The sequence below is a fragment of the Variovorax sp. LjRoot175 genome (assembly GCF_964253805.1).
GTDB lineage: Bacteria > Pseudomonadota > Gammaproteobacteria > Burkholderiales > Burkholderiaceae_C > Variovorax.
On the sequence record NZ_CAXURY020000001.1, the window covers coordinates 5,582,648 to 5,603,793 of the forward strand.

Sequence of the window (21,146 nt, forward strand, 5' to 3'; positions counted from 1 at the left end):
CGCGAAGGGCCATTGCAGCCTTGAAGCCGCTCTGCTAGGCGAGCTCGATCAAGCCAGGTTCATGGGAGACCGCTTGCCGTGACGGTGCACTGCATCGTCACGACCACGACGCCGCCCGCAGGCAGCACGGCCACGAACGCGCCCGGCGCGCTCACCGTTCCAAACGTCAGGCCCGTGCTCAGCGTGTCCGTCAGCACCACCGGCTGCGTCGTCGCCCCTCCCGTCGCCGTCACCGTGTACGTGATCGTCTGGCCCGCCAGCACCGCGCTGCCGCTCGCAGGGTTGGCGCTCTTGCTCACCGTCACCGCCCACACATCGATCGTGGCGGACAAGGTCTTGTTTCCCGTGCAGTTCGGCGGCGTCGCGGAGTCGCAACCGCCTACCGTATCCGTCACCCCCGCCGGCGGCGCAATGGTTGCGGTATTAACTGCCGTGGTCGCCGCAAACGCTTGGGCACCGGCAAAGGCAAGCCATATCCACAGAAACCAAAGGGTGCTGCGGCGGAAAACCTCAATTGCGTTGCGCTCCATCATGACGGACGGACTTTTCTCAAGGTCCGAACTCCCTCACGCATGAATAGAGAAACCCGGACCGCAGGACTGCAAAAAGGACAGCAATTCCAAAAGGAATAATTGACAGGCGACGCAACGCTTTGCGCTCTTGTCAGCGGGTGCGGATGGTGCGGGGGAGGGTTGGCGCGACAGAATTGCCGCGACAATTCATCAGAATTGGCTCAGGCCAAGAAGTAGTTCTTGCGACTTACTTCACACTTCTTGTGCAATCCACCTGCTGGATACCCTGTGAGAGGGTGAGCGAGGCGTGACAGGTGAGAACGAGGTCGTTCTACGGAAAGTGCCGGCTGGACGGACTAACCGAGCGATGTGGTCTGTTTAGGCCGTCCGTCAGGAAAAAACAGATTTGCACGACTGTTCTGGGCACCGCAGGATTTGTCCCAAAGACTTGCTGGTCGCAATAAATGCGCAGTCAATTGATATACCGCTGACCTTCGCCTCTCGTGCTTGGCGTCATGGGCATATCGAGGTGCAACAAAAAAGGCGCAGGGCCGTCAAGCCCTGCGCCTCTTTTCGAGACCTCTGAAAGATTTCGTCAGAACGGAATATCGTCGTCCATATCGTCGAAGCCCGACGAGGATTTGGCCGGCGCCTGCCGTGGTGCCGGTGCCGCAGCGCGAGGTGCCGCCGCGGGAGGACGCGAATAGCCGCCGCCTTGCGACCCCTGCGAGTAGCCGCCGTCGTCGTCGCCGCCCGAAGGCCCGCCCTGGCCCTGGCGGCTGCCGAGCATCTGCATCTGGTCGACGCGGATGTCGGTGGCGTATTTTTCGACGCCGTCCTTGTCGTTGTACTTGCGGGTGCGGATCTGGCCCTCGACGTAGATCTGCGAGCCCTTGCGCAGGTACTGGGCGGCGATCTCGGCCAGGCGGCCGTTGAACACGAGACGGTGCCACTCGGTGGCTTCGCGCATCTCGCCGCTTTGCTTGTCTTTCCACTTGTCGGTGGTGGCGAGGGTCACGTTGCAGATCTGGTCCCCGCTGGGAAAGGTGCGCGTTTCCGGATCGCGCCCGAGATTGCCGACGAGGATGACTTTGTTGACCGATGCCATATGCACTGCCCCTGATGAATGGATGGAAGAGGAGGAAAACGGAGATTGTGCCGCAGCCGGTCGCGCCGGCCGAGGAGCCGAAAAAGTCCGCCGAATCCCGCCGCGTGCCCTGAAATCGCCGGGGACTTATCATGCTCGGTTGCCCAAGACCGACCGCCCCGTGAATTCCCCCAACGACGATGCCTACCTCGGCGCCGTGCTCGCGCAGCAGCGCATCAGCATCCGCGGCGCACGCACGCACAACCTCAAGAACGTCGACCTCGACATCCCGCGCAACAAGCTGGTGGTGATCACCGGCCTGTCGGGCTCGGGCAAGTCGAGTCTGGCCTTCGACACGCTCTATGCCGAGGGCCAGCGCCGCTACGTCGAGAGCCTGTCGGCCTATGCGCGGCAGTTCCTGCAGCTGATGGACAAGCCCGATGTCGACGTGATCGAGGGCCTGTCGCCCGCGATCAGCATCGAGCAGAAGGCGACCAGCCACAACCCGCGTTCCACCGTGGGCACGGTGACCGAGATCCACGACTACCTGCGGCTGCTCTATGCGCGCGCCGGCACGCCCTACTGCCCCGACCACGACCTGCCGCTGCAGGCGCAGACCGTGAGCCAGATGGTGGATGCCGTGCTCGCGATTCCGGATGAACCGCGACTCATGATCCTGGCGCCCGTCGCGCGCGAGAAGAAGGGCGAGTTCCTCGAGCTCTTCGCCGAGATGCAGGCGCAGGGCTACGTGCGTTTCCGCGTCAACGGCGAGACCTTCGAATACAACGACCTGCCCAAGCTCAAGAAGACCGAGAAGCACGACATCGACGTCGTCATCGACCGGCTGCGCGCGCGGCCCGACATGCAGCAGCGCCTGGCCGAGAGCTTCGAGAACGCGCTGCGCCTGGCCGAGGGCCGCGCGATCGCACTGGAGATGCACGAGGACGGCAGCACCAAAGAGCACCTCTTCAACGCCAAGTTCGCCTGCCCGATCTGCCACTACTCGCTGGCCGAACTCGAGCCGCGCCTGTTCTCCTTCAACTCGCCCGTGGGCGCCTGCCCGAGCTGCGACGGCCTCGGCCACAGCGAAGTCTTCGACCCGGCGCGGGTGGTCGCCTTTCCGTCGCTGAGCCTGGCGAGCGGCGCCATCAAGGGCTGGGACCGGCGCAACGGCTACTACTTCAGCATGCTGGAGAGCGTGGCCAAGCACTACAAGGTCAACGTCGACACGCCCTTCGAAGAGCTGCCCGCCTCGGTGCAGCAGGCCGTGCTGCACGGCTCGGCCCAGGAAGAGATCAAGTTCTCTTACGTGATGGACAGCGGCCAGCAGGCCGGCAAGAAGTTGGTGCGCAAGCACCCCTTCGAAGGCGTGATCCCGAACATGGCGCGGCGCTACCGCGAGACCGATTCGGCGATGGTGCGCGAAGACCTCGCGCGCTTTCGCAACATGCAGCCCTGCCCCGATTGCGGCGGCACGCGGCTTCGGCGCGAGGCGCGCAGCGTGTTCCTGCTCGACGAGTCGGGCCCCGAGCCGCGGCGCATGGCGATCTTCGAGATCAGCCGCGCGACGCTGCGCGAAAGCCTCGCCTACTTCCAGGGCCTGCACCTGCGCGGCGCCAAGGCCGAGATCGCCGACAAGGTGGTGCGCGAGATCGGGCTGCGCCTCAAGTTCCTCAACGACGTGGGCCTCAACTACCTGAGCCTGGACCGCAGCGCCGAGACGCTCTCGGGCGGCGAGGCGCAGCGCATCCGCCTGGCCTCGCAGATCGGCTCCGGCCTCACCGGCGTGATGTACGTGCTCGACGAGCCCAGCATCGGCCTGCACCAGCGCGACAACGACAGGCTGATCGGCACGCTCAGGCATCTGCGCGACATCGGCAACAGCGTGATCGTGGTCGAGCACGACGAGGACATGATCCACGCCGCCGACCACGTGATCGACATGGGCCCGGGCGCCGGCGTGCACGGCGGCCGCGTGATGGCGCAGGGCAGCTATGCCCAGGTCGCGGCCCATCCGGATTCGCTGACCGGCCAGTACCTGTCGGGCGCGAAGAAGATCGCGGTGCCCAAGCGCCGCACGCCCTGGCTGCCGGCAGTCGCCAAGCCGGCCTTCAACGAGGGCAAGAAGGCCTCGCGCTTTCCGCAGAGCCCGGCGGCCGAACGGCGCGCGGCACGCGAGGCGGCGCACCTCGCATCGCAGACCGACCTGCAGGAGATCCGCGTGATCGGCGCCACCGGCAACAACCTCCAGAACGTGGGCGTGGCCTTTCCGGTCGGCCTCTTGACCTGCGTGACCGGCGTCTCCGGCTCGGGCAAGTCGACGCTGGTCAACGACACGCTCTACAGCGCCGTGGCGCGCACCCTCTACCGAGCCCACGAAGAGCCGGCCGCGCACGAGGCGGTCGAGGGCATCGAGTACTTCGACAAGGTCATCAACGTCGACCAGTCGCCGATCGGTCGCACGCCGCGCAGCAATCCCGCCACCTACACCGGCCTCTTCACGCCGATCCGCGAGCTGATGGCCGAGACCAACACCGCACGCGAGCGCGGCTACGGGCCCGGGCGCTTCAGCTTCAACGTCGCCGGCGGCCGCTGCGAGGCCTGCCAGGGCGACGGCGTGGTCAAGGTCGAGATGCACTTCCTGCCTGACGTCTACGTGCCCTGCGAGGTCTGCCACGGCCAGCGCTACAACCGCGAGACGCTGGAGGTGCAGTACAAGGGCCGCAACATCGCGCAGATCCTCGACATGACGGTCGAGGCCGCGCACGAGTTCCTGAAGGCCGTGCCGACCATCGAGCGCAAGCTGCGCACGTTGCTCGACGTCGGCTTGAGCTACATCAAGCTGGGCCAGGCCGCGACCACGCTGTCGGGCGGCGAGGCGCAGCGCGTGAAGCTCGCGCTCGAACTCAGCAAGCGCGACACCGGCCGCACGCTCTACATCCTCGACGAGCCGACCACCGGGCTGCACTTCGCCGACATCGAGCTGCTGCTGAAAGTGCTGCACCAGCTGCGCGACGCCGGCAACACCATCGTCGTTATCGAGCACAACCTCGACGTCATCAAGACCGCCGACTGGCTGATCGACATGGGTCCCGAAGGCGGCGCGGGCGGCGGCACGGTGGTGGGTGTGGGCACGCCTGAAGAGATCGCGGCGAACGAGGCGAGCCATACCGGTCGATATCTGAAGCGGCTGCTGCCCTGACAGGCTACAGTCGGCGATGACCCAAATCACTCCTCCTGACTCAGGCCCTGAGGAGCCGGACGACCTGCAGACGGAGGCATCGGCATTTGCAGCCGCCTGGATCGTCTTCGGCGTGCTCATGCTGCTGGTGCTTCTGTTTCTGGCAGGCGTCGCTTACTTCTTTCCCTGACGATCGCGCGCCAGCGGACGGCCCATCCGTGCGCTATCGCACTGAAAAAACGGCAGGTTCGGAATACGCTGGCATGCCCTCGATGCATGGAGCCATCTCATCGCCCTTTTCCTGTTTGCCGCCGAATGCCTCGTTCGTGACTACCTGAACGGCCGCACGATGCCGACGCTCGTGCACCGCAGGGTGGTGAGCATCGTCGAAGCACGGCTCGTCGACGGCACGCTGCCGGTGCTCGATCAGGACCTCTGCAGAGACGTCGACAGCGAGGCCAGCGCCCCTGCGCGCTTCATCAAAGCCTCCTGAGAATCCGCGCTTCGGGCGCCCTCGCAGCTTTGTGCGATATCGAACATACTGCGCAATGGCCACGCCCCCCGACCCCCGCAAGAACCACCTGCTCGCCATGCTGCCGGACGCCGAGTGGCAGCGCTGGCTGCCGCAACTGGAGTGGGTGGACATGCCGCTCGGGGAGGTGCTCTACGAGTCGGGCAGCACGCTCAGCCACGTGTACTTTCCGACCACCGCCATCGTTTCGCTGCTCTATGTGATGGAGAACGGCGCCTCGGCCGAGATCGCCGTCGTCGGCAACGAGGGCATCGTCGGCATCTCCCTCTTCATGGGGGGCGAATCCACGCCCAGCCGCGCCGTGGTGCAGAGCGCAGGCCAGGGTTGGCGACTGAAGGCGCAGATGATGAAGGACGAATTCAACCGGGCCGGTGCGGTGCTGCACCTGCTGCTGCGCTACACCCAGGCGCTGATCACGCAGATGGCGCAGACGGCGGTGTGCAACCGGCACCATTCGCTGGACCAGCAGCTGTGCCGCTGGCTGCTGCTGAGCCTGGACCGCCTGCAAGGCAACGAGCTCGTGATGACGCAGGAGCTGATCGCCAACATGCTCGGCGTGCGCCGCGAAGGCGTGACCGAGGGCGCCCTCAAGCTGCAGAAGGCGGGGTTGATCCGGTATGCGCGCGGCCGCATCACGGTGCTGGACCGCGAGGGACTGGAGAAGCGCACTTGCGAATGCTACGCGGTGGTCAAGAAGGAGTACGACCGGCTGCTTCCGGAGCGGTTGGCGATCTGATCCCGCGGCTGCTCTGTGCGCTGGCAGACAGTCGCGCCGCGGCGCGGCGCGCAGACTGGAAGCCCTTCCATCACCGGAGTGCCTTTGCCTGCCGCCGAAAACCACCTCATCGAGCTGCTTTCCCGCAGCGACCGCCAGAGTCTGCTCGCCATCTGCGAGCCGGTCCAGCTGGTGCTGGCCGAGGTGATGTGCGAGCCCGGCGAGCCGACCCGGCATGTCTACTTCCCTGTCGATGGCTTCATTTCGGTGATCGCACGGATCGACGGCCATCCAGGCCTGGAAGTCGGCATGGTGGGCCGCGAAGGCATGCTGGGGACGCAACTGGCCCTCGGCGTGGCGACGACGCCCCTGCATGCGGTGGTTCAGGGCCCGGGTGCTGCATGGCGCATCGCCGCCCCCGACTTCCAGCGCGAACTGGCGCGCAACGCGGGCCTGCAGCGCGGCCTGCACCGCTACATCCACGTCCTGATGTCCCAGCTGGCCGATTCGGCCGCGTGCCTTCGCTTTCACCTGATCGGCCCGCGCCTGGCGCGCTGGCTGCTGATGAGCCAGGACCGCGCCCATTCGGACAGCTTCCGCGTGACGCAGGAGTTCCTGGCCTACATGCTGGGCGTGCGCCGCGTCGGCATCACGGAGGCTGCCGGCGCCTTGCAGCGTGACGGATTGATCCAATACAGCCGTGGCGATCTGAAGGTGCTGGACCGCCCCGGGCTCGAAGCGATGGCATGCGCCTGCTACGCCGCAGACAAGAGAGCCTACGCCGAGTTGCTCTGAATGTGCGGTCGCGAACAGACAGGGCGCACCCGATCGCCTACAAGGGGGCATGGACTATGTTTTCGCTTCCAAACGCCTTCCGTACCAAGGATGGGAGGTGCGCAGCCGCCTCACCCATGTTTCCCTGGAGGGCACCGTGGCGGCCGGTGCGGAACTCTTCGTCGACGACGTTTGCATGTGCCACCTCGTGTCGTGCAAGCAGTTCGCTCATGGGGGTGACGCCATCAGCGCGATCGAGCGCAAGGCCACCCTCTGGATCGATGACCGCGGAACGCATTCCAGGAGCAGCGATGTCGCAGCCGCCCTTCTTTCATGAGGCTTCCGGCACCGTCCGTTTCTGGGTCGAGGTCGAGGGGCAGCTCGTAGGCGCCAGCGTCGGCAAGGAAACCTTGCACTACCGCTATCGGTCGACCGCCACCGACGACGAAGCACTGGACACCTATGCGCTGCACGCGCAGGACATCGATGACGCCGTGCGGCGCCGTGTCGCACAAGGTTCCACCGAACCCGTGATGCTGCGCGAGTTCGATCTGCGCCATGACGCTCCGCGCCCCTGAGGCCCGGCCAGCGGCCATGACCTGCGAGGTCATCGACGCCGCGCACCCGCTCTGAGACATTGGATGCAAGCCGGAACCGGGGTGGTTCCGGCAGCCACCAGGCCGAACTTCAAAGGCCGCGAAAGAGCACCATGACCTCAGGTTTCGACATCCTCCCCCTCGCCGTCGCGTTTCTCATCGGCATCGCCGCCGTGGGTTCCTGCATCGGCATCGGCATCGTCGGGTCGAAGCTGCTGGAAGGCACAGCGCGGCAACCCGAGCTCAAGGACACGCTGCAGACCCTGTTCTTCCTGATCGCGGGCGTGACCGATGGTGCCTTCATCATCGCGACCGGCATCGGCCTCTGGTTCGCGACTGCCAACCCCTTCCGTTGAGGTGCGGGCTCAAGCGGCCTTGAGTTCGATCTCGCGGTACGGCCGCTCCGGAACCGCCGCTGCCGTGCGCGCTGCCGCTTCGCTCTGCAGCGCCTCCCACAGCGCGGCATCGCCGGCCCGGCGCGCGGCCTCCATCGCCGTCAGGTAAATCAGGCTGCGCTGCGCCTGGCTGCCGCCGAAGCCGTGGGCGACGGGCAGCAAGGGAAACAGCAGCTGCGCGCAGTGGCCGTAGCGGCCTTCGCCGAAAGCCATGACCGCCTCGCAGACGGTGCCCGCTTCGCGCCACCACGGCGCGGGCGCCGTGGCCGGCACGGCGGCGATCGCGCGCTGCCCGGCCTCGATCTGTATGGGCTCGCCGGCGCCGACCAGGGCCAGCATCGCATGCACGTCGTTGAAGACCGACCAGCCCCAGGCGGCCTGGTCGCGCCAGCGCGGCGCCAGGGCCTGCCAGCGCCCGGCCACATCGACGCCGCGCAGCCCGAGCCGCCACAAAAGCGCACTCGCATCGACCAGGTCCAGCGCCATCGAGGCCGGCCCGGGCGCGATCGCGCGGTCGTAGAGCGCCAGCGCCGAGGCGTGGTCGTCGTTGCGCAGATGCTGCAGCGCCAGATGCCAGTGGTTGTGCACCGCGAGCGCGTTGTCCTGCTGCCAGAGCGAGGTGTCGGTCGTGAGCCAGCGGATGCCCTCGGCCACGCGACCCTGCATCTCGTAGACGTGGGCCACTGCATGCACGGCCCAGGCGTCCTGCGGATTGCGCGCCAGCGCCTCCATGCCCAGCGCCTCGGCGCGCGCGTATTCGTTGCATTCCTCGAGGCCGAAGGCATGCATGCCCAGCACGTAGCTGTAACCGACGTCGTCCTCGCTCCATTGGTCCAGCGCGCGGCCGATGCGGTCGCGCAGCATGGTCGACTGGCCGAGCACCAGGTCTGCCATGTGCGTGAGCTGCAGCGCGAAGAGGTCGCGCGGATGGTCGATCAGATGGCGGTCGAGCAGGCGGTTGGCGCGGCCCATGTCGCCGTCGGCCCAGACCTGCAGGGCCGCCTGGAAGGACTGCTCGCGCTCGTTCGGCCGGCGGCGGCTCGCGGCCGCGGCCGCCAGGCTCTCGCGCGCGGCGGGCAGCGCCTGGCCATCGATGGCGCTGAGCATGAAGCCGGCCATCAGGAGGTGGCCGGAAATGAAGTCCGGATCCTGTTCCAGCGCCGGCTGCAGCACCGCGACCGGATCGAGCCGCAGGCTGTTGAAGAGGTCGAGCGCCTGCTCGTAGGCGGCCACGGAAGCCGGCTGGTCGGTGGAAAGCGCCAGGCCGCGCGCGTCGTGTTGGGTCATGGTGGCTCCTTGTACGAAAGACGCAAGAAGCGTAAGTTCGCCCGGGCGAAACCCCCGCAGCGATTCCCGCAACAAGGCTGACGATTCCGCCAATCGATGAGCTCCGCAGTTGCTTCTTCCGGCGATCGGCCCGTGATCGCCATCCTCGTCACCGCCGAGAGCGCAGCCTCGGTGGTCTACGGCATGTTCGACCTCCTGAAGTGTGCGGGCCGCGACTGGCCGATGGTCGTCGACGGCCGGCCGGGCGCCGAGCTGCTCGAACCCGTGCTGGTCGCCGCGAAACCGGGCATCGTGCGTGCCGCCAACGGCGTGCCCATCGAGGCGCACCGCAGCTTCGACGAGGTCATTGCGCCGGCGGTGGTCTGCGTGCCCGAACTCATGATCTCGCCCTACGGGCCGCTCGACGGACTGTTCGCCCGGGAGGTCGCGTGGATGCGGCGCTGCCATGCGGCCGGCTCGCTGGTCGCCGCCTCCTGCTCGGGCGCCATGCTGCTGGGCGAAGCAGGCCTGCTCGACGACGAGGACGCCACCACGCACTGGGCATTCTGCGAGATGCTGCAGCGCCGCTATCCGCTCGCGCGCGTGCGACCGCATTGCGCGCTGATCACCTCCGGCGAGGGCCAGCGCCTGGTGATGACCGGCGGCGGCAGTTCATGGATGGACCTGGCGCTCTATCTGATCGCGCGCTATGTCGGCATCGAGGCCGCGATGCAGGTCGCCAAGCTCAACCTGATCGACTGGCACCACGTGGGCCAGCAGCCCTTCGCGCGCGTGGCGAGCACGCGGCAGGCGGAGGACGCGGTCATCGGCCGCTGCCAGACCTGGATTGGCGACCACTATGCGCAAGCCGCGCCGGTGGCCGCGATGGCCGCGCTGAGCGGGCTGGCGGAGCGCTCGTTCCAGCGCCGCTTCAAGCTCGCGACCGGCATGACGCCGATGGAATACGTGCAGACCCTGCGCATCGAGGAAGCCAAGCACCTGCTCGAGACCACGGAAGCGCCGGTCGAGGCGATCGCGGGAGAGGTGGGCTACGACGACGCGGCCTTCTTCAGTCGCATGTTCCGCCGCGCGGTGAGCCTGAGTCCGGCGCAGTACCGGCGGCGCTTCGGCGGCCTGCGCGCGGCGCTGGCCGGGACGCGGTGAAGGGCACGCTCAATCGATCTTGACGTTGGCGCTCTTCACGATCGCGCCCCACTTCGGCACCTCGTTCTTCAGGAACGCGCCGAAATCGGCAGGCTTCATCCACTCGGCGGTGAAGCCCTGCGCGGCCAGCTTGTCCTTGATGTCGGGCATGGCCAGCACCTTCTGCATGTCGGCATTGAGCCTGTCAACGATGGGCGCGGGCGTCTTCGCAGGCGCAAGCATGCCGATGAAGGCCACCGCCTCGAAGCCGGGATAGCCCTGCTCGGCCACGGTCGGCACCTCGGGCAGCACCGGCGAGCGCTTCTTGCCCGTGACCGCCAGCGCCTTGAGCTTGCCGGCGCTCACGAAGGGCGTGGCCGAGATCATGGTGTCGAGCATGTAGGTGGTCTGGCCGCCCATCACGTCGGTGAGCGCCGGGCCGCTGCCCTTGTACGGCACGTGGATCGTCCTGATGCCGGCGGCGCTGGCGAGCATCTCGCCGCCCAGATGGGTCGACGAGCCGTTGCCCGAAGAAGCGAAGGAGAGTTCGCCCGGCTTGGCCTTGGCCACGGCCACCAGTTCCTTCAGGTTGCCGGCCGGGAAGTCGGGCCGCGTCACCAGCACCAGGGGGCCGGTCATGATCATCGAGACCGGCGCCAGATCGCTCAGCAGGTCGTACTTGAGCTGGGCCTTCGGAAACAGCGTCATGTTGATCGCGTGCGAGGTCGCGGCAACGAGCAGCGTGTAGCCGTCGGCCGGCGATTTGGCCACGAACTCGGCGCCGATGTTGGAGCCGCCGCCCGGCCTGTTCTCGACGATGAAGGACTGGCCCTCGATCTCGCCGAGCTTGCTCGCGAGCAGCCGCGCCACGATGTCGTTCGGACCGCCCGGTGCGTAGGGCACGATGATCTTGACGGGCTTCGAGGGGTACTTGTCCTGCGCCTGCGCCGGCGGCGCGGCGAAGCCGAGGGCGCAGGCGGCCAAAGCAAGGGCCTTGAACAGGGTCTTCATGGGTTTTGTCTCCGGTATTTGTATGAATGAATGAACGCGTGCGATCCGATGCCGCTCAAGTCTTGTAGGAAGGGGCCTCGCGGTCGAGCTGGCGCAGCAGCGCCGGCCATTCCATCGGCGCGAAATTGATCTTTCCCTTGGGGCCGTAACGCTTGGCCATGGTGGCCGCGAGCTCCGGGCTCGGCATGCTGATCTCGGCGCCGCTCGCGAGCACGTCGATCTGCACCTTGCAGGCGGTCTCGAGCCAGTACATGAGGTTCCAGGTGTCCTGCACGCTCGGGCCGCAGGCGATCAGCCCGTGGTTGCGCATCACCATCGCGCTGTGGGGACCGAGGTCGCGCGCGATGCGCTCGCGCTCGGACATGTCGACCGTCGGCTCTTCGTAGTCGTGGAATCCGAGCGCGCCGTAGAAGCGCATCGCGGTCTGTGTGAGCGGCAGCAGCCCGTGCTTCATCGCCGACACGGCCATGCCGGCGCGCGTGTGGGTGTGCATCACGCACTTCAGGTCGCTGCGCGCGCCGTGCACCGCGCTGTGGATCATGAAGCCGGCGCGGTTGACTGGAAACGCGCCGAACTCGCCCTCGGGCTTGTCGACCGTGTTGCCGTCCAGGTCGAGTGTGTAGAAGCACGAGGCCGTGATCTCGGTGTAGAGCAACCCGAAGGGATTGATCAGAAAGCGGTTCTCGCTGCCCGGCACCTTGGCCGTGATGTGGTTGTAGATGAGGTCGCTCATGCCGTAGCGCGCCACCAGGCGGTAGCAGGCGGCGAGATCGGTGCGGACCTTCCATTCCTCGTCGCTGACGCGATCCCGGATGGAGGCGGCCTGGGTGATGGCATTCATGCTTGCAAGCCTTCAGGGAGGGAGGACTCGGGGCGGCCGGCGAGCATGCGGCGCGCCGTGTAGCGCAGCACCGCCTGGCCGTGCTGGTTGAACACCTGCACGTCCGAATCGACGATCGCGCGGTTGCCCTTGGAGGTGGGCCGCACGCCGGCGACCTCGACGATGGCGTGGATGGTGTCATTGACGCGCACTGGCGCCAGCACCTTCTGCGTGCATTCGAGCATCGCGAGACCGGTGCCCTGGATCATGGTCTGCAGCAGGAAGCCTTCGATGATCGAGTAGGTCAGCGCCGCGGGCACCGGACGCCCGCCGATCGCGCCGGCCGCGCCCTCGGCGTCGATGAAGATCGCCTCCAGCATGCCGGTGACCGAGATGAAGTTGACGAGGTCGGTCTCGGTCAGGGTGCGGCGGAAGGTCTGGAAGCGCTGCCCCGGCGCGAGATCCTGCCAGAAGAAGCCGTGGCCGAGCAAAGGGTAGGGGGTGGTGGTCGGATCTGTCATATCGGGGCCGGCTGGCGTGTGTGGAAAGGCGAGATGCCTGCTTCGCGCAGCACCTCGTCGGTGTGCTCGCCGAGGCGCGGCGCCATGCGCACGGGCAACTGCTCGCGGTCGATGCGCACCGGCGCGCCGGGGAAGCGCAAGCGGCCCATGGCCGGGTCTTCGATGGTCTTGAAGAAGCCGGTCGCCTTGAGGTGCTCGTCCTCGGCCAGGTCTTCGAGCCGATTCATGCGCGAGGCCGGCACCTCGAGCCGCGCGAACACCTCGAGCCACTCGGCCGTGCTGCGCGTGGCGATGACTTCCGCCGCCAGCGTGTAGAGCGCATCGATGTGGCGCGTGCGCTCGGCGATGTCGGCGAAGCGCGGGTCGGCCGCCGCCTCGGGCATGCCGCCTTCGATGAAGAAGCGCTTCCAGTGCGCGTCGGTGTAGGGCATGGCGCAGAGGTAGCCGTCGGCCGTGCGATAGGGCCGGCGATGCCGGGCGAAGAGGCGTGGATAGCCGGTATCGGCCAGCGGCGGCACGAAATGGTGGCCGTAGAAATGCTCGACCAGGTTGAACGAGGCCATGGCCTCCAGCATCGGCACCTCGACGTAGGCGCCCTTGCCCGTGCGCTCACGCCGGAACAGCGCGGCGAGGATCGCGTGCGTGGCCACCAGGCCCGAGGTCTTGTCGGCCGCAACGGTCGGAAAGTACTGCGGTATGCCGGACTGCCGTTCCATCAGCGCGGCGCAGCCCGACAAGCCCTGGATGATGTCGTCGTACGCCGGCATGCCGCCGTAGGGGCCGTCTTCGGCGAAGCCGTGCAGGCCCACGTAGACCAGCCGCGGATTGCGGGCCAGCAGCGTGTCGGGATCGAGCCCGATGGCCTCGAGCTTCTGCGGCCGGATGCTGTGCATCAGCACGTCGGCGGTGTCGACCAGCTTCAGCAGCGCCTCGCGTGCATCGGCCTGCTTCAGGTCCAGCACCACGCTGCGCTTGCCGCGATTCACACCGAGAAAGATGGCCCCCATGCCGGCCTCGGTGCTGGGGCCGGTGCGGCGCGTGGAGTCGCCCTCGGGCGGCTCGATCTTGATCACGTCGGCGCCGTACTCGGCCAGGTTCTGACTCGCATACGGGCCGAGCACCACGGCGCTCAGGTCGAGCACGCGGACCCCGGCAAGGGGCAGCTTCGATGGATTCATCGTCGGGATGGCGGTGTCTCGGGCCGCTCGGGTTTTCAGGAATGGTCCGATCGTAGGAATCGCGACCTAATGCGTCCAATACCATTCGAGACCTCTGCGATACATCCTGCATATCAATGGAATTGCGACAACTGCGCCAGTTCGTGGCCGTGGCCGACACGCTGAACTTCCGTCGCGCGGCCGAGCGCCTGCACATGGCGCAGCCGCCGCTGTCGGTGGCGATCCGCAAGCTGGAAGAGGAAGTGGGCACGCCGCTCTTCACGCGGCTCGCGCGCGGCGTGCAGCTCACCGCCGCCGGCCATGCTGCACTGCGCACGGCACGGCTGTGTCTGGACCAGGCCGAGAACCTGCCGGCGGCCGCACGCGCCGCGGCCGGCGGCGAGAGCGGGCGCCTGCGCGTCGGCTTCGTCGGCTCGGCCACCTATTCGCTGATGCCGCGGCTGCTGCCGGCCTTCAGGGCGCGCTATCCGCAGGTCGAACTGGTGCTGCGCGAATCGACCAACCTCGAACTGCTGGCGATGATCGAAGCCGACCGGATCGACATCGGGCTGGTGCGCTACCCGACCGCGTCGGCCAGTTCGCTGCGCTTCGAAGTGGTGGAGCGCGACGTATTCTGCGCCGTGCTGCCGGCCGGGCACCCGCTGGCGAAGAAGCGCCGGCTCAGCCTGCGCGATCTGGCCGGCGAGCCCTTGATCGACTACGCGTCGACACGGGTGCCGGGCCTGCATGCGATGGTGATGCTGGCCTTCCAGCAGGCCGGCCTGAGCCCGCGTGCGGTGCAGGAAGCGACGCAGGTCCAGACGGTGATCAGCCTGGTGCAAAGCGGCATGGGCGTGGCGCTGGTGCCCTCGGTCGCGCAGCGGCTGTCGCCCGACAGGGTGGTGTTCCGCCCGATCGGCGACTTGCCCGCATCGGCCTCGATCGCAATCGCCATGGCCTCGCATCCGCAGAGCGAAAGCGCGACGGCGATGCGTTTTCGCGAGATCGCCGGCAGGCTCTCGCAGAGGTCGCCGGCCCGTGGCGCAGGACGCGGCAGTTCGTGACGCAGGCGCCGCGACGCCTCAGCGCATGCCGATGCGCGTCTCGCCGAACAGCGCCTTCAGTCTGCCGGGCGCCTTCGTCGGGCGCGCTCTTATATCGGCGCCGCGCCGCCGGCGCTCGACAAGGGGCTTCCTTCGGGCAGCACGCGCAGCATGCCTTCCTGCGCGGTCGAGGCCACAAGCCGCCCGTCGCGCGTGAACAGGCTGCCGCGGCACAGGCCGCGGGCACCGCCCGCGCTCGGCGAATCGAGCACATAGAGCAGCCAGTCGTCCATGCGGAAATCGCGGTGGAACCACATCGCATGGTCGAGGCTGGCGGGGCGCACCCGCCCGCTCATGAAGCTCAGCCCATGGGGCAACATCGCGGCCCGCAGCAGCCCGTGGTCGGAGGCGTAGGCCAGCAGCGCGCGGTGCACGATCGGGTCGTCGGGCAGCGGCGCGATGGCGCGCAGCCAGAGCGCACTGTGCGGTGGACGCGGCGCGGGCGTGAGCAGGTCGTCGGGTTCGACGCGGCGGTACTCGATACCGTGCGGCGCCAGCGCGTTATTGCGCCAGCGTTCGGGCAGCCGCTCGCCGAGCGCGCGGCGCTGTTCCAGTTCGCTTTGCAAGCCTTCCGGCCCGGCCGCCTCGGGCATCGCGAGCTGGTGCTCGATGCCCTCATCCACCGTCTGGAAGGAGGCCGACATCTCGAAGATGATGCGCTCCCGCTGGCGCGCCACCACGTGCCGGGTGGTGAAGCTGCGGCCGTCGCGCACGCGGTCGACTGCGTACTCGATCGGTGCATGCTCGCCGGGCAGCAGGAAGTAGGCGTGCATCGAATGCACCGGCCGGTCGGCGGCGACCGTGCGGCTCGCCGCCACCAGCGCCTGGCCCAGCACCTGGCCGCCGAACACGGCCGGGGTGCCGATGTCCTCGCTCTGAGCCCTGAAGTGGTCATCGCCCAGGGGTTCGAGGTGCATCAGGTCGACGAGCTGGTTGACGAGGCGGGCTGCGGTGGCGGGATCGGTCATCCGATGACGATAGCAAAGAGGATGCCGCGGTGCTGTCTCGCGGCTGTCAGCCCGCGCGCTTCAGTGGTCGAGGTCGACGCCGTCGGCGATCAGTTTGCGCTGCAAGGCCGGCACGTCGACGCCGGCAAAGCTTCCGGCACCCAACGTGGCCGCAGCCGTCCCCGCCGCCTGCCCCATCACGAAGCAGCCGCCGCTCGCCCGCGCGGCCGACTGGCCCTCGTGCGTCATCGAGGCGCAGCGCCCGGCCACCAGCAGGTTGTCGACGCCGCGCGGCACCAGCATGCGCCAGGGCAGCTGGTTGTAGGTGCGCGTTTGGTCGCGCGGAAAGGCCCATTCGATCTTGCCGGCGGCATGCATCTCCATCGGCCAGGCGTTGATGCCGATGCTGTCCTCGAAACGCGCCGACGAGAGGATGTCTTCGCCGGTGAGCGCATAGAGGCCCTCAATGCGCCGCGTCTCGCGGATGCCGACCTGCGGCGCGATCTCGACGATGGCCGATTGCTCGAAGCCCGGCACCTCGGCCTTCAAGAAGCGGAAGTACTCGCCGATCTGGCGCCGGCCCTCGACCTCGCCGTCGCTGAGTTCGCGCGCGTCCACGCCGTTCATCGCGTCGCCCTTGGCGTTGCGGATCTGCGTGACGTTGGCGCGCCATTCGCGCGGATCGATCTGCGGCCGCAGGATCGCGCCTTCGCGCGGGAAGCGGTAGGCCTCGGGGTCGCGCTCGCGCGCCTTCGCCATCAGGTCGTTGATGGCCTTGAACTCGCCCACCGCGGCCAGCGCGCGCTGCGCATCGACGTGGCCGACGCGGAACATGGTGGACGGAAAAAGCCCGCTGCCATGGCCGTCGCCGACCGCGAAAGGCACGCCCGCGAAGACCGCGACATCGGCATCGCCGCTGCCGTCGATGAAGGCATTGGCGCGGATCGCCTGCCGGCCCGACTTGGTCTCGACCACCAGCGCGGCGATGCGCGGGCCTTCCATCACCACGGCCGCGGCCCAGGCGTGGAACAGCAGCTCGACACCCGCATCGAGCAGCAGCTGATCGGCCGCGCACTTGTAGATCGAGGTGTCGTAGGAGCGCACGCGGATGCGGCCCTGCATGCCGTCCTGCGGCTTGTTGAGGCCGCCCATCGCATCCATGCGTGCGAGCAGCTCGTCGACCACGCCGTGCACCAGCTGCGTCATCTCCCCGTTGCGCTTGCCGTAGAGGCCCGCGAAGTTGGTCACGCCGCCGGCCGTGCCCATGCCGCCGAGGAAGCCATAGCGTTCGACCAGCAGCGTGCGCGCGCCATGGCGCGCGGCGCTCACGCTCGCCGCGATGCCGGCCGGGCCGCCGCCGACCACGACCACGTCGTATTCGCCGAAGACCGGCAGGCTGCGCTCAGGCTCGACGATGGAAGCGCTCATTGCAGCTTGATGTTGTTGGCCGAGATGATCTTGCTCATGATCGCCGCCTCTTCCTTCACGCGCGTGCGCATACCGTCCGGCGAGGTGCCGACCGCCTGCCAGCCCTGCTCGAACAGCTTCTGCCGCACTTCGGGCGCCTTCATGATGACGGCGAGCTCGCGCGAGATGCGCTCCTGCGCGGCCTTGGAAAGACTGGCCGGGCCGAGCAGCGCGGTCCACACCTCGAGGTTGAAGTCCTTCACGCCGGCATCGGCCAGCGGCGCCAGTTCGGGCACCAGGGTGCTGCGCCCGCTCGTGATGCCGATGGCCTTGACCTTGCCGGCCTTGACCTGGGGCATGGCCACGCCGGGCGGGATCAGGGCCATCTGGATCTGGTTGCCGATCAGGTCGGTCATGACCTGCGGATTGCCCTGGTAGGGCACGTGCACGGCCTTCAGGCCCGGCACGCGGCCCTTGAGCAGCTCCATGCCCAGGTGGCCCACCGAGCCGACGCCCACCGAGCCGTAGCTCCACTTGTCGTCGCTCTTGCGCGCCGCGTCGACGAAGGCTGCGCCGCTGGGCAGGCTGTTCTGCGCCACCAGCACCAGCGGCGCGGTAGTGAGCAGCGAGAGGTAGGTGAAGTCCTTGGCCGGGTCGTAGGGCAGCCTGGAATAGAGCATCTTCGACGAGGTGAGGTTGCCGTTGATGACCACGCCGAGCGTGTGATCGTCGGTCGCCTTGGCCACCTGGTCGGCCGCGATGTTGCCCGAGGCCCCCGGCTTGTTGTCGACCACCACGGGCTGGCCCAGCGCCTTGGCCAGCGGCTCGGCGATGGTGCGCGCCGCGATGTCCGGCGTCGAGCCGCCGGGGAAGCCGACGATCAGGCGGATCGGCTTGGTGGGCCAGGCGCCGTTCTGCGCCGCGGCGGCCAGCGGCAGCGCGCAGGCGGCGATCAAAAGAGCTCTCTTGGAAAACTGCATGGGAGTGAAGCGGGAATGGAAAGAGAAACGAAGGATAAGGCCGAGTTGTGACCAGGCGTTACTCGAGGCTGATATTGCCCCGGCGAACCAGTTCCCCATAGACCTTGGACTTGGCCTCGGCCTGCCGCTGGATCTCCTCCGGCGACCAAGCCAGCGGCTCGAAGGCGAAGGTGTCGAAGCGCGCGCGGATCTCGGGGTCGGCGATGACCTTGGCGACGTCGGCATGGATCCTGGCCCTGATCGCCGGCGGCACGCCCTTGGGCGTGAGCAGCGAGACGAAGGAGCTCACGTACAGGCTCGCCGGGCCGCCCGCCTCGGCCATGGTGGGCACATCGGGCATTTGCGGAATGCGCTGGGGCGCCGCAATCGCGATGTAGCGCAGCTTGCCGGCCTTGTAGACGCCCTGGCTGGAGGGGATGGTCGCGAAGCTCCACGGCACATCGCCCGAGCCCACGTTGGCGTAGAGCTGCGAGACCTCGCGGTAGGGCACATGCTGCATGTGCACGCCGGTCAGGGACTCGAGCTGCTGCGCGCCCAGGTGGCCGGCGCTGCCGACGCCCCAGGAGCCGTAGCTCAGCGGGTTGGACTTGGCGGCAGCGACCAGGTCGCTCATGTTCTTCCACTTCGAGTCGCTGGCCACGGCGACGAAGAAGGGCGTGCGGAACAGCGAGGCCGCCGGGTCGAAGTGCTGCAGTGTCACGAAGTTGCGCGACTTGTACAGATGCGGCAGCGCGGCGACATGCTCGCTGTCGAGCTGCAGCAGGGTGTAGCCGTCGGGCGCCGCGCGCCGGGCCTGGTCGATCGCGATGAAGCCGCCGCCGCCGGGCCTGTTGTCCACCACCACGCGCTGGTTCCAGAGCCGCCCCAGCTTGTCGGAGACCAGCCGCAGCACAGCGTCCGGCCCGCTGCCGGCGGCGAAGGGCGTGATCAGCGTGACGGGCTTGTTCGGGTAGTCGGCGGCCGATTGCGCCGCGGCGCCGACGGTGAAGAAGGCGGCGGCGAGGCCGGCGATCAGCGGGAGGATGGGTTTCATGCAGTTTGTCTCCGTGGTGTGTCGTTGAAATAAGGTGGGCCGTCTCAGGCCGCGGTGCGCGGCGCGTCGGCCAAGCATTGCGCCGGATCCCACGCATAGAGCCATTCGACCGCGTCGTAGAAGCGCTCGGGCGTGCGGCCGGTCCACAGGCTGTTGCGCACCAGGCGCTCGACGCCCTTGGCGTGGTAGAGCCGGCCCATCTCGCGCACCGACAGCACGACGCGGGCCGTGCGTGCCACGCGGGCCGACGCATAGAGCTGGAAGGCGGCAGGCAGGTCGAACTCACAGGCCTCGACCGCCGCGCCCAGCGTCACCGCGTCTTCGAGCGCCATGCAGGCGCCCTGCGCGAGGTACTGCATCATCGGATGGGCCGCATCGCCCAAGAGCGTGGCCGGGCCTTCGCTCCAGTTCGCGACCGGATCGCGGTCGGCGGTGCTCCAGCGGCGCCAGGAGGTGGGCCGGTCCAGCAGCTGGCGCGGGCGCGCATGCACGCCGTCGAAGTAGGACAGCACCTCCTTCTTGCTGCCCTCGGTCACGCCCCACTCTTCCTGCTCGCGGCTGTGGAAGGTCACGACCAGGTTGTATTGCTCGCCATGGCGCAGCGGGTAGTGCACCAGGTGGCAGTTGGGGCCGGCCCAGACCACCGGCGCGTTCCAGCGCAGGTCTTCGGGCATGTCGGCGGCCGGCACCACGGCGCGGTAGACCACGTGGCCCGAAACGCGTGGCGCATCGCCGACGAGCCTGGCACGCACCACCGATTTGACGCCGTCACAGCCGACGATCGCATCGGCATGGAAGCGCCGGCCGTCGCGCGTGACCGCCGTCACGCCGCTGCCGCCGATGTCCAGGTGCCCGACCTGCGCCGAGGTGTGGAAGCGGATCAGCGGATGCTCTTTGACCGCCTCGTGGATCGCGCCATGCAGGTCGGCGCGATGGCTCACCGCATACGGATTGCGAAAGCGCGCGCGGAAGGCCTCGCCCACCGGCACCGAGGCCACCTCGCTGCAGTCGACGGCATCCATCATCACCAGCCGGTCGGTGAAGACCGAGCCGCGCCGCACCGCTTCGCCGACGCCCAGGGCATCGAGTGCGGCAAAGGCATTGGGGCCCAGCTGCAGGCCGGCGCCGATCTCGCCGATGGCCGCGCTCTGCTCCAGCAGGTCGATCGAAATGCCGAGCCGAGCCAGCGCCAGCGCCGCCGCCATGCCGCCGATGCCGCCGCCGACCAGCAGCACCGAAGGCTTGGAGTTCTGCGTCTTGCTCATTCCACTCGCACTGCGATCGGCTCGAGGCCGTCGATGCGCACCTGCATGGTCTGCCCGCGCTGCACCGCACCCACGCCTTCGGGCGTGCCGGTGAAGATCAGGTCGCCGGGCTGCAGCGCGAACAGCGTCGACAGGTTCGCGATGACCTCGTTCACCGACCAGATCAGGTTGCGGATGTCGCTCTTCTGGCGCGTTTCGCCGTTCACTTCGAGCGTGATCGCGCCGGCCGCGACCTCGCCCGACTCGGCGAACCGACGCACCACGCCGACCGGCGCCGAGAAGTCGAAGGCCTTGCCGATCTCCCAGGGCCGGCCCTGCTCGCGCATCTTCATCTGCAGGTCGCGGCGCGTCATGTCGAGGCCGACCGCATAGCCGTAGATGTGCTTCGCCGCGTCCTCGACCGCGATGTCGCGGCCGCCCTCGCCGATCAGCACCACGAGCTCGGCTTCATAGTGGTAATTGGTGGTCTGGCCTGGGTAGGGAATGCCCACCGTTTCACCCGCGGGCACCGGCACGATCGACGCATCGTCGTTCGGCTTGCAGAAGAAGAAGGGCGGCTCGCGGTCGGGGTCGAAGCCCATCTCGCGCGCATGCGCCGCGTAGTTGCGGCCCACGCAGTAGACGCGGCGAACCGGGAACAGGTCGGACGAGCCGGCGACGGGAAGGCCGACGACGGCCGGGGGAGTGAGGACGAAAGACAT

23 protein-coding genes are annotated in these 21,146 nt (G+C 68.0%); 10 read left to right on the forward strand and 13 right to left on the reverse strand.

The features are described 5' to 3' along the window. Window positions 1-59 precede the first annotated feature (59 nt). Together ACSQ89_RS27685 and ssb are read right to left on the reverse strand one after the other, a co-directional pair. A complete protein-coding gene (locus ACSQ89_RS27685; RefSeq protein ID WP_436292130.1) occupies window positions 60-533 on the reverse strand; it encodes a DUF7507 domain-containing protein in 474 nt (157 codons plus the stop codon). Between the two features lie 574 nt (window positions 534-1,107). Then, a complete protein-coding gene (gene ssb / locus ACSQ89_RS27690) occupies window positions 1,108-1,620 on the reverse strand; it encodes a single-stranded DNA-binding protein (RefSeq protein ID WP_093109927.1) in 513 nt (170 codons plus the stop codon). 160 nt (window positions 1,621-1,780) lie between these two features. Between ssb and uvrA the strand changes: the two genes are divergently transcribed. From uvrA to atpE, 8 genes are all read left to right on the forward strand, one after another. After that, a complete protein-coding gene (gene uvrA, locus ACSQ89_RS27695; protein WP_093110034.1) occupies window positions 1,781-4,801 on the forward strand; it encodes an excinuclease ABC subunit UvrA in 3,021 nt (1,006 codons plus the stop codon). A gap of 16 nt (window positions 4,802-4,817) precedes the next feature. Then, a complete protein-coding gene (locus ACSQ89_RS27700) occupies window positions 4,818-4,970 on the forward strand; it encodes a hypothetical protein (RefSeq protein WP_436292129.1) in 153 nt (50 codons plus the stop codon). Between the two features lie 159 nt (window positions 4,971-5,129). Beyond that, entirely contained in the window at window positions 5,130-5,273 is a 144-nt protein-coding gene (locus tag ACSQ89_RS27705) for a hypothetical protein (protein ID WP_436292128.1), read from the forward strand. Between the two features lie 55 nt (window positions 5,274-5,328). Next, window positions 5,329-6,048, forward strand: a complete 720-nt coding sequence (locus ACSQ89_RS27710) for a Crp/Fnr family transcriptional regulator (RefSeq protein ID WP_436292127.1) — start codon at window positions 5,329-5,331, stop codon at window positions 6,046-6,048. A gap of 78 nt (window positions 6,049-6,126) precedes the next feature. After that, window positions 6,127-6,822: a Crp/Fnr family transcriptional regulator gene (locus tag ACSQ89_RS27715; protein ID WP_436292126.1), complete on the forward strand. Its 696-nt coding sequence runs from the start codon at window positions 6,127-6,129 to the stop codon at window positions 6,820-6,822. 97 nt (window positions 6,823-6,919) lie between these two features. Then, window positions 6,920-7,138 (forward strand): hypothetical protein, encoded by a 219-nt coding sequence (locus ACSQ89_RS27720; RefSeq protein WP_436292125.1) that lies wholly within the window; start codon window positions 6,920-6,922, stop codon window positions 7,136-7,138. Beyond that, on the forward strand, window positions 7,113-7,379 hold the full coding sequence (locus tag ACSQ89_RS27725; RefSeq protein WP_093109923.1) for a DUF1488 family protein: 267 nt from the start codon (window positions 7,113-7,115) through the stop codon (window positions 7,377-7,379). The genes ACSQ89_RS27720 and ACSQ89_RS27725 overlap by 26 nt, the downstream gene beginning before the upstream one ends. A 131-nt stretch (window positions 7,380-7,510) precedes the next feature. Further along, window positions 7,511-7,753 carry a F0F1 ATP synthase subunit C gene (atpE, locus tag ACSQ89_RS27730; protein WP_093109922.1) on the forward strand — a complete coding sequence of 81 codons (243 nt, stop codon included), beginning with the start codon at window positions 7,511-7,513 and terminating at the stop codon, window positions 7,751-7,753. Window positions 7,754-7,762: 9 nt separating this feature from the next. Here the strand turns inward: atpE and ACSQ89_RS27735 are convergent, their stop codons facing one another. Next, a complete protein-coding gene (locus ACSQ89_RS27735; protein WP_436292124.1) occupies window positions 7,763-9,079 on the reverse strand; it encodes a tetratricopeptide repeat protein in 1,317 nt (438 codons plus the stop codon). A gap of 96 nt (window positions 9,080-9,175) precedes the next feature. Between ACSQ89_RS27735 and ACSQ89_RS27740 the strand changes: the two genes are divergently transcribed. Continuing rightward, window positions 9,176-10,222, forward strand: coding sequence for a GlxA family transcriptional regulator (locus ACSQ89_RS27740; RefSeq protein ID WP_436292123.1), 1,047 nt, complete (start codon window positions 9,176-9,178; stop codon window positions 10,220-10,222). 9 nt (window positions 10,223-10,231) lie between these two features. On the opposite strand, the gene ACSQ89_RS27745 is transcribed toward ACSQ89_RS27740, so the two are convergent. The 4 genes from ACSQ89_RS27745 to ACSQ89_RS27760 are packed head-to-tail and all read right to left on the reverse strand — an operon-like array spanning window position 10,232 to window position 13,731. Further along, on the reverse strand, window positions 10,232-11,212 hold the full coding sequence (locus ACSQ89_RS27745) for a tripartite tricarboxylate transporter substrate binding protein (RefSeq protein ID WP_436292122.1): 981 nt from the start codon (window positions 11,210-11,212) through the stop codon (window positions 10,232-10,234). Window positions 11,213-11,267: 55 nt separating this feature from the next. Beyond that, the gene (locus ACSQ89_RS27750) at window positions 11,268-12,053 is read right to left on the reverse strand and encodes a class II aldolase/adducin family protein (RefSeq protein WP_436292121.1); all 786 of its coding nucleotides are present in this window, start codon (window positions 12,051-12,053) and stop codon (window positions 11,268-11,270) included. Then, a complete protein-coding gene (locus ACSQ89_RS27755; protein ID WP_436292120.1) occupies window positions 12,050-12,553 on the reverse strand; it encodes a MaoC family dehydratase in 504 nt (167 codons plus the stop codon). The genes ACSQ89_RS27750 and ACSQ89_RS27755 overlap by 4 nt, the downstream gene beginning before the upstream one ends. After that, window positions 12,550-13,731 (reverse strand): CaiB/BaiF CoA transferase family protein, encoded by a 1,182-nt coding sequence (locus ACSQ89_RS27760; RefSeq protein WP_436292119.1) that lies wholly within the window; start codon window positions 13,729-13,731, stop codon window positions 12,550-12,552. The genes ACSQ89_RS27755 and ACSQ89_RS27760 overlap by 4 nt, the downstream gene beginning before the upstream one ends. Before the next feature lie 116 nt (window positions 13,732-13,847). Between ACSQ89_RS27760 and ACSQ89_RS27765 the strand changes: the two genes are divergently transcribed. Continuing rightward, on the forward strand, window positions 13,848-14,774 hold the full coding sequence (locus tag ACSQ89_RS27765; protein WP_436292118.1) for a LysR family transcriptional regulator: 927 nt from the start codon (window positions 13,848-13,850) through the stop codon (window positions 14,772-14,774). An 89-nt stretch (window positions 14,775-14,863) separates the two neighbouring features. Here the strand turns inward: ACSQ89_RS27765 and ACSQ89_RS27770 are convergent, their stop codons facing one another. Genes ACSQ89_RS27770 through ACSQ89_RS27795 form a run of 6 tightly spaced genes read right to left on the reverse strand, consistent with a single transcriptional unit; the run spans window position 14,864 to window position 21,146 of the window. Then, window positions 14,864-15,781: an acyl-CoA thioesterase gene (locus ACSQ89_RS27770; protein ID WP_436292117.1), complete on the reverse strand. Its 918-nt coding sequence runs from the start codon at window positions 15,779-15,781 to the stop codon at window positions 14,864-14,866. Window positions 15,782-15,841: 60 nt separating this feature from the next. Then, window positions 15,842-17,188, reverse strand: coding sequence for an FAD-dependent oxidoreductase (locus tag ACSQ89_RS27775; RefSeq protein ID WP_436292116.1), 1,347 nt, complete (start codon window positions 17,186-17,188; stop codon window positions 15,842-15,844). Then, window positions 17,185-18,147 carry a Bug family tripartite tricarboxylate transporter substrate binding protein gene (locus ACSQ89_RS27780; RefSeq protein ID WP_436292115.1) on the reverse strand — a complete coding sequence of 321 codons (963 nt, stop codon included), beginning with the start codon at window positions 18,145-18,147 and terminating at the stop codon, window positions 17,185-17,187. Before ACSQ89_RS27780 ends, ACSQ89_RS27775 begins: the two co-directional genes overlap by 4 nt. 58 nt (window positions 18,148-18,205) lie before the next feature. Further along, complete coding sequence (locus tag ACSQ89_RS27785; protein WP_436292114.1) at window positions 18,206-19,180, reverse strand: Bug family tripartite tricarboxylate transporter substrate binding protein; 975 nt, start codon at window positions 19,178-19,180, stop codon at window positions 18,206-18,208. Window positions 19,181-19,224: 44 nt separating this feature from the next. Next, window positions 19,225-20,445, reverse strand: coding sequence for a 3-hydroxybenzoate 6-monooxygenase (locus ACSQ89_RS27790; protein ID WP_436292113.1), 1,221 nt, complete (start codon window positions 20,443-20,445; stop codon window positions 19,225-19,227). After that, window positions 20,442-21,146, reverse strand: a complete 705-nt coding sequence (locus ACSQ89_RS27795; RefSeq protein ID WP_436292112.1) for a fumarylacetoacetate hydrolase family protein — start codon at window positions 21,144-21,146, stop codon at window positions 20,442-20,444. Before ACSQ89_RS27795 ends, ACSQ89_RS27790 begins: the two co-directional genes overlap by 4 nt.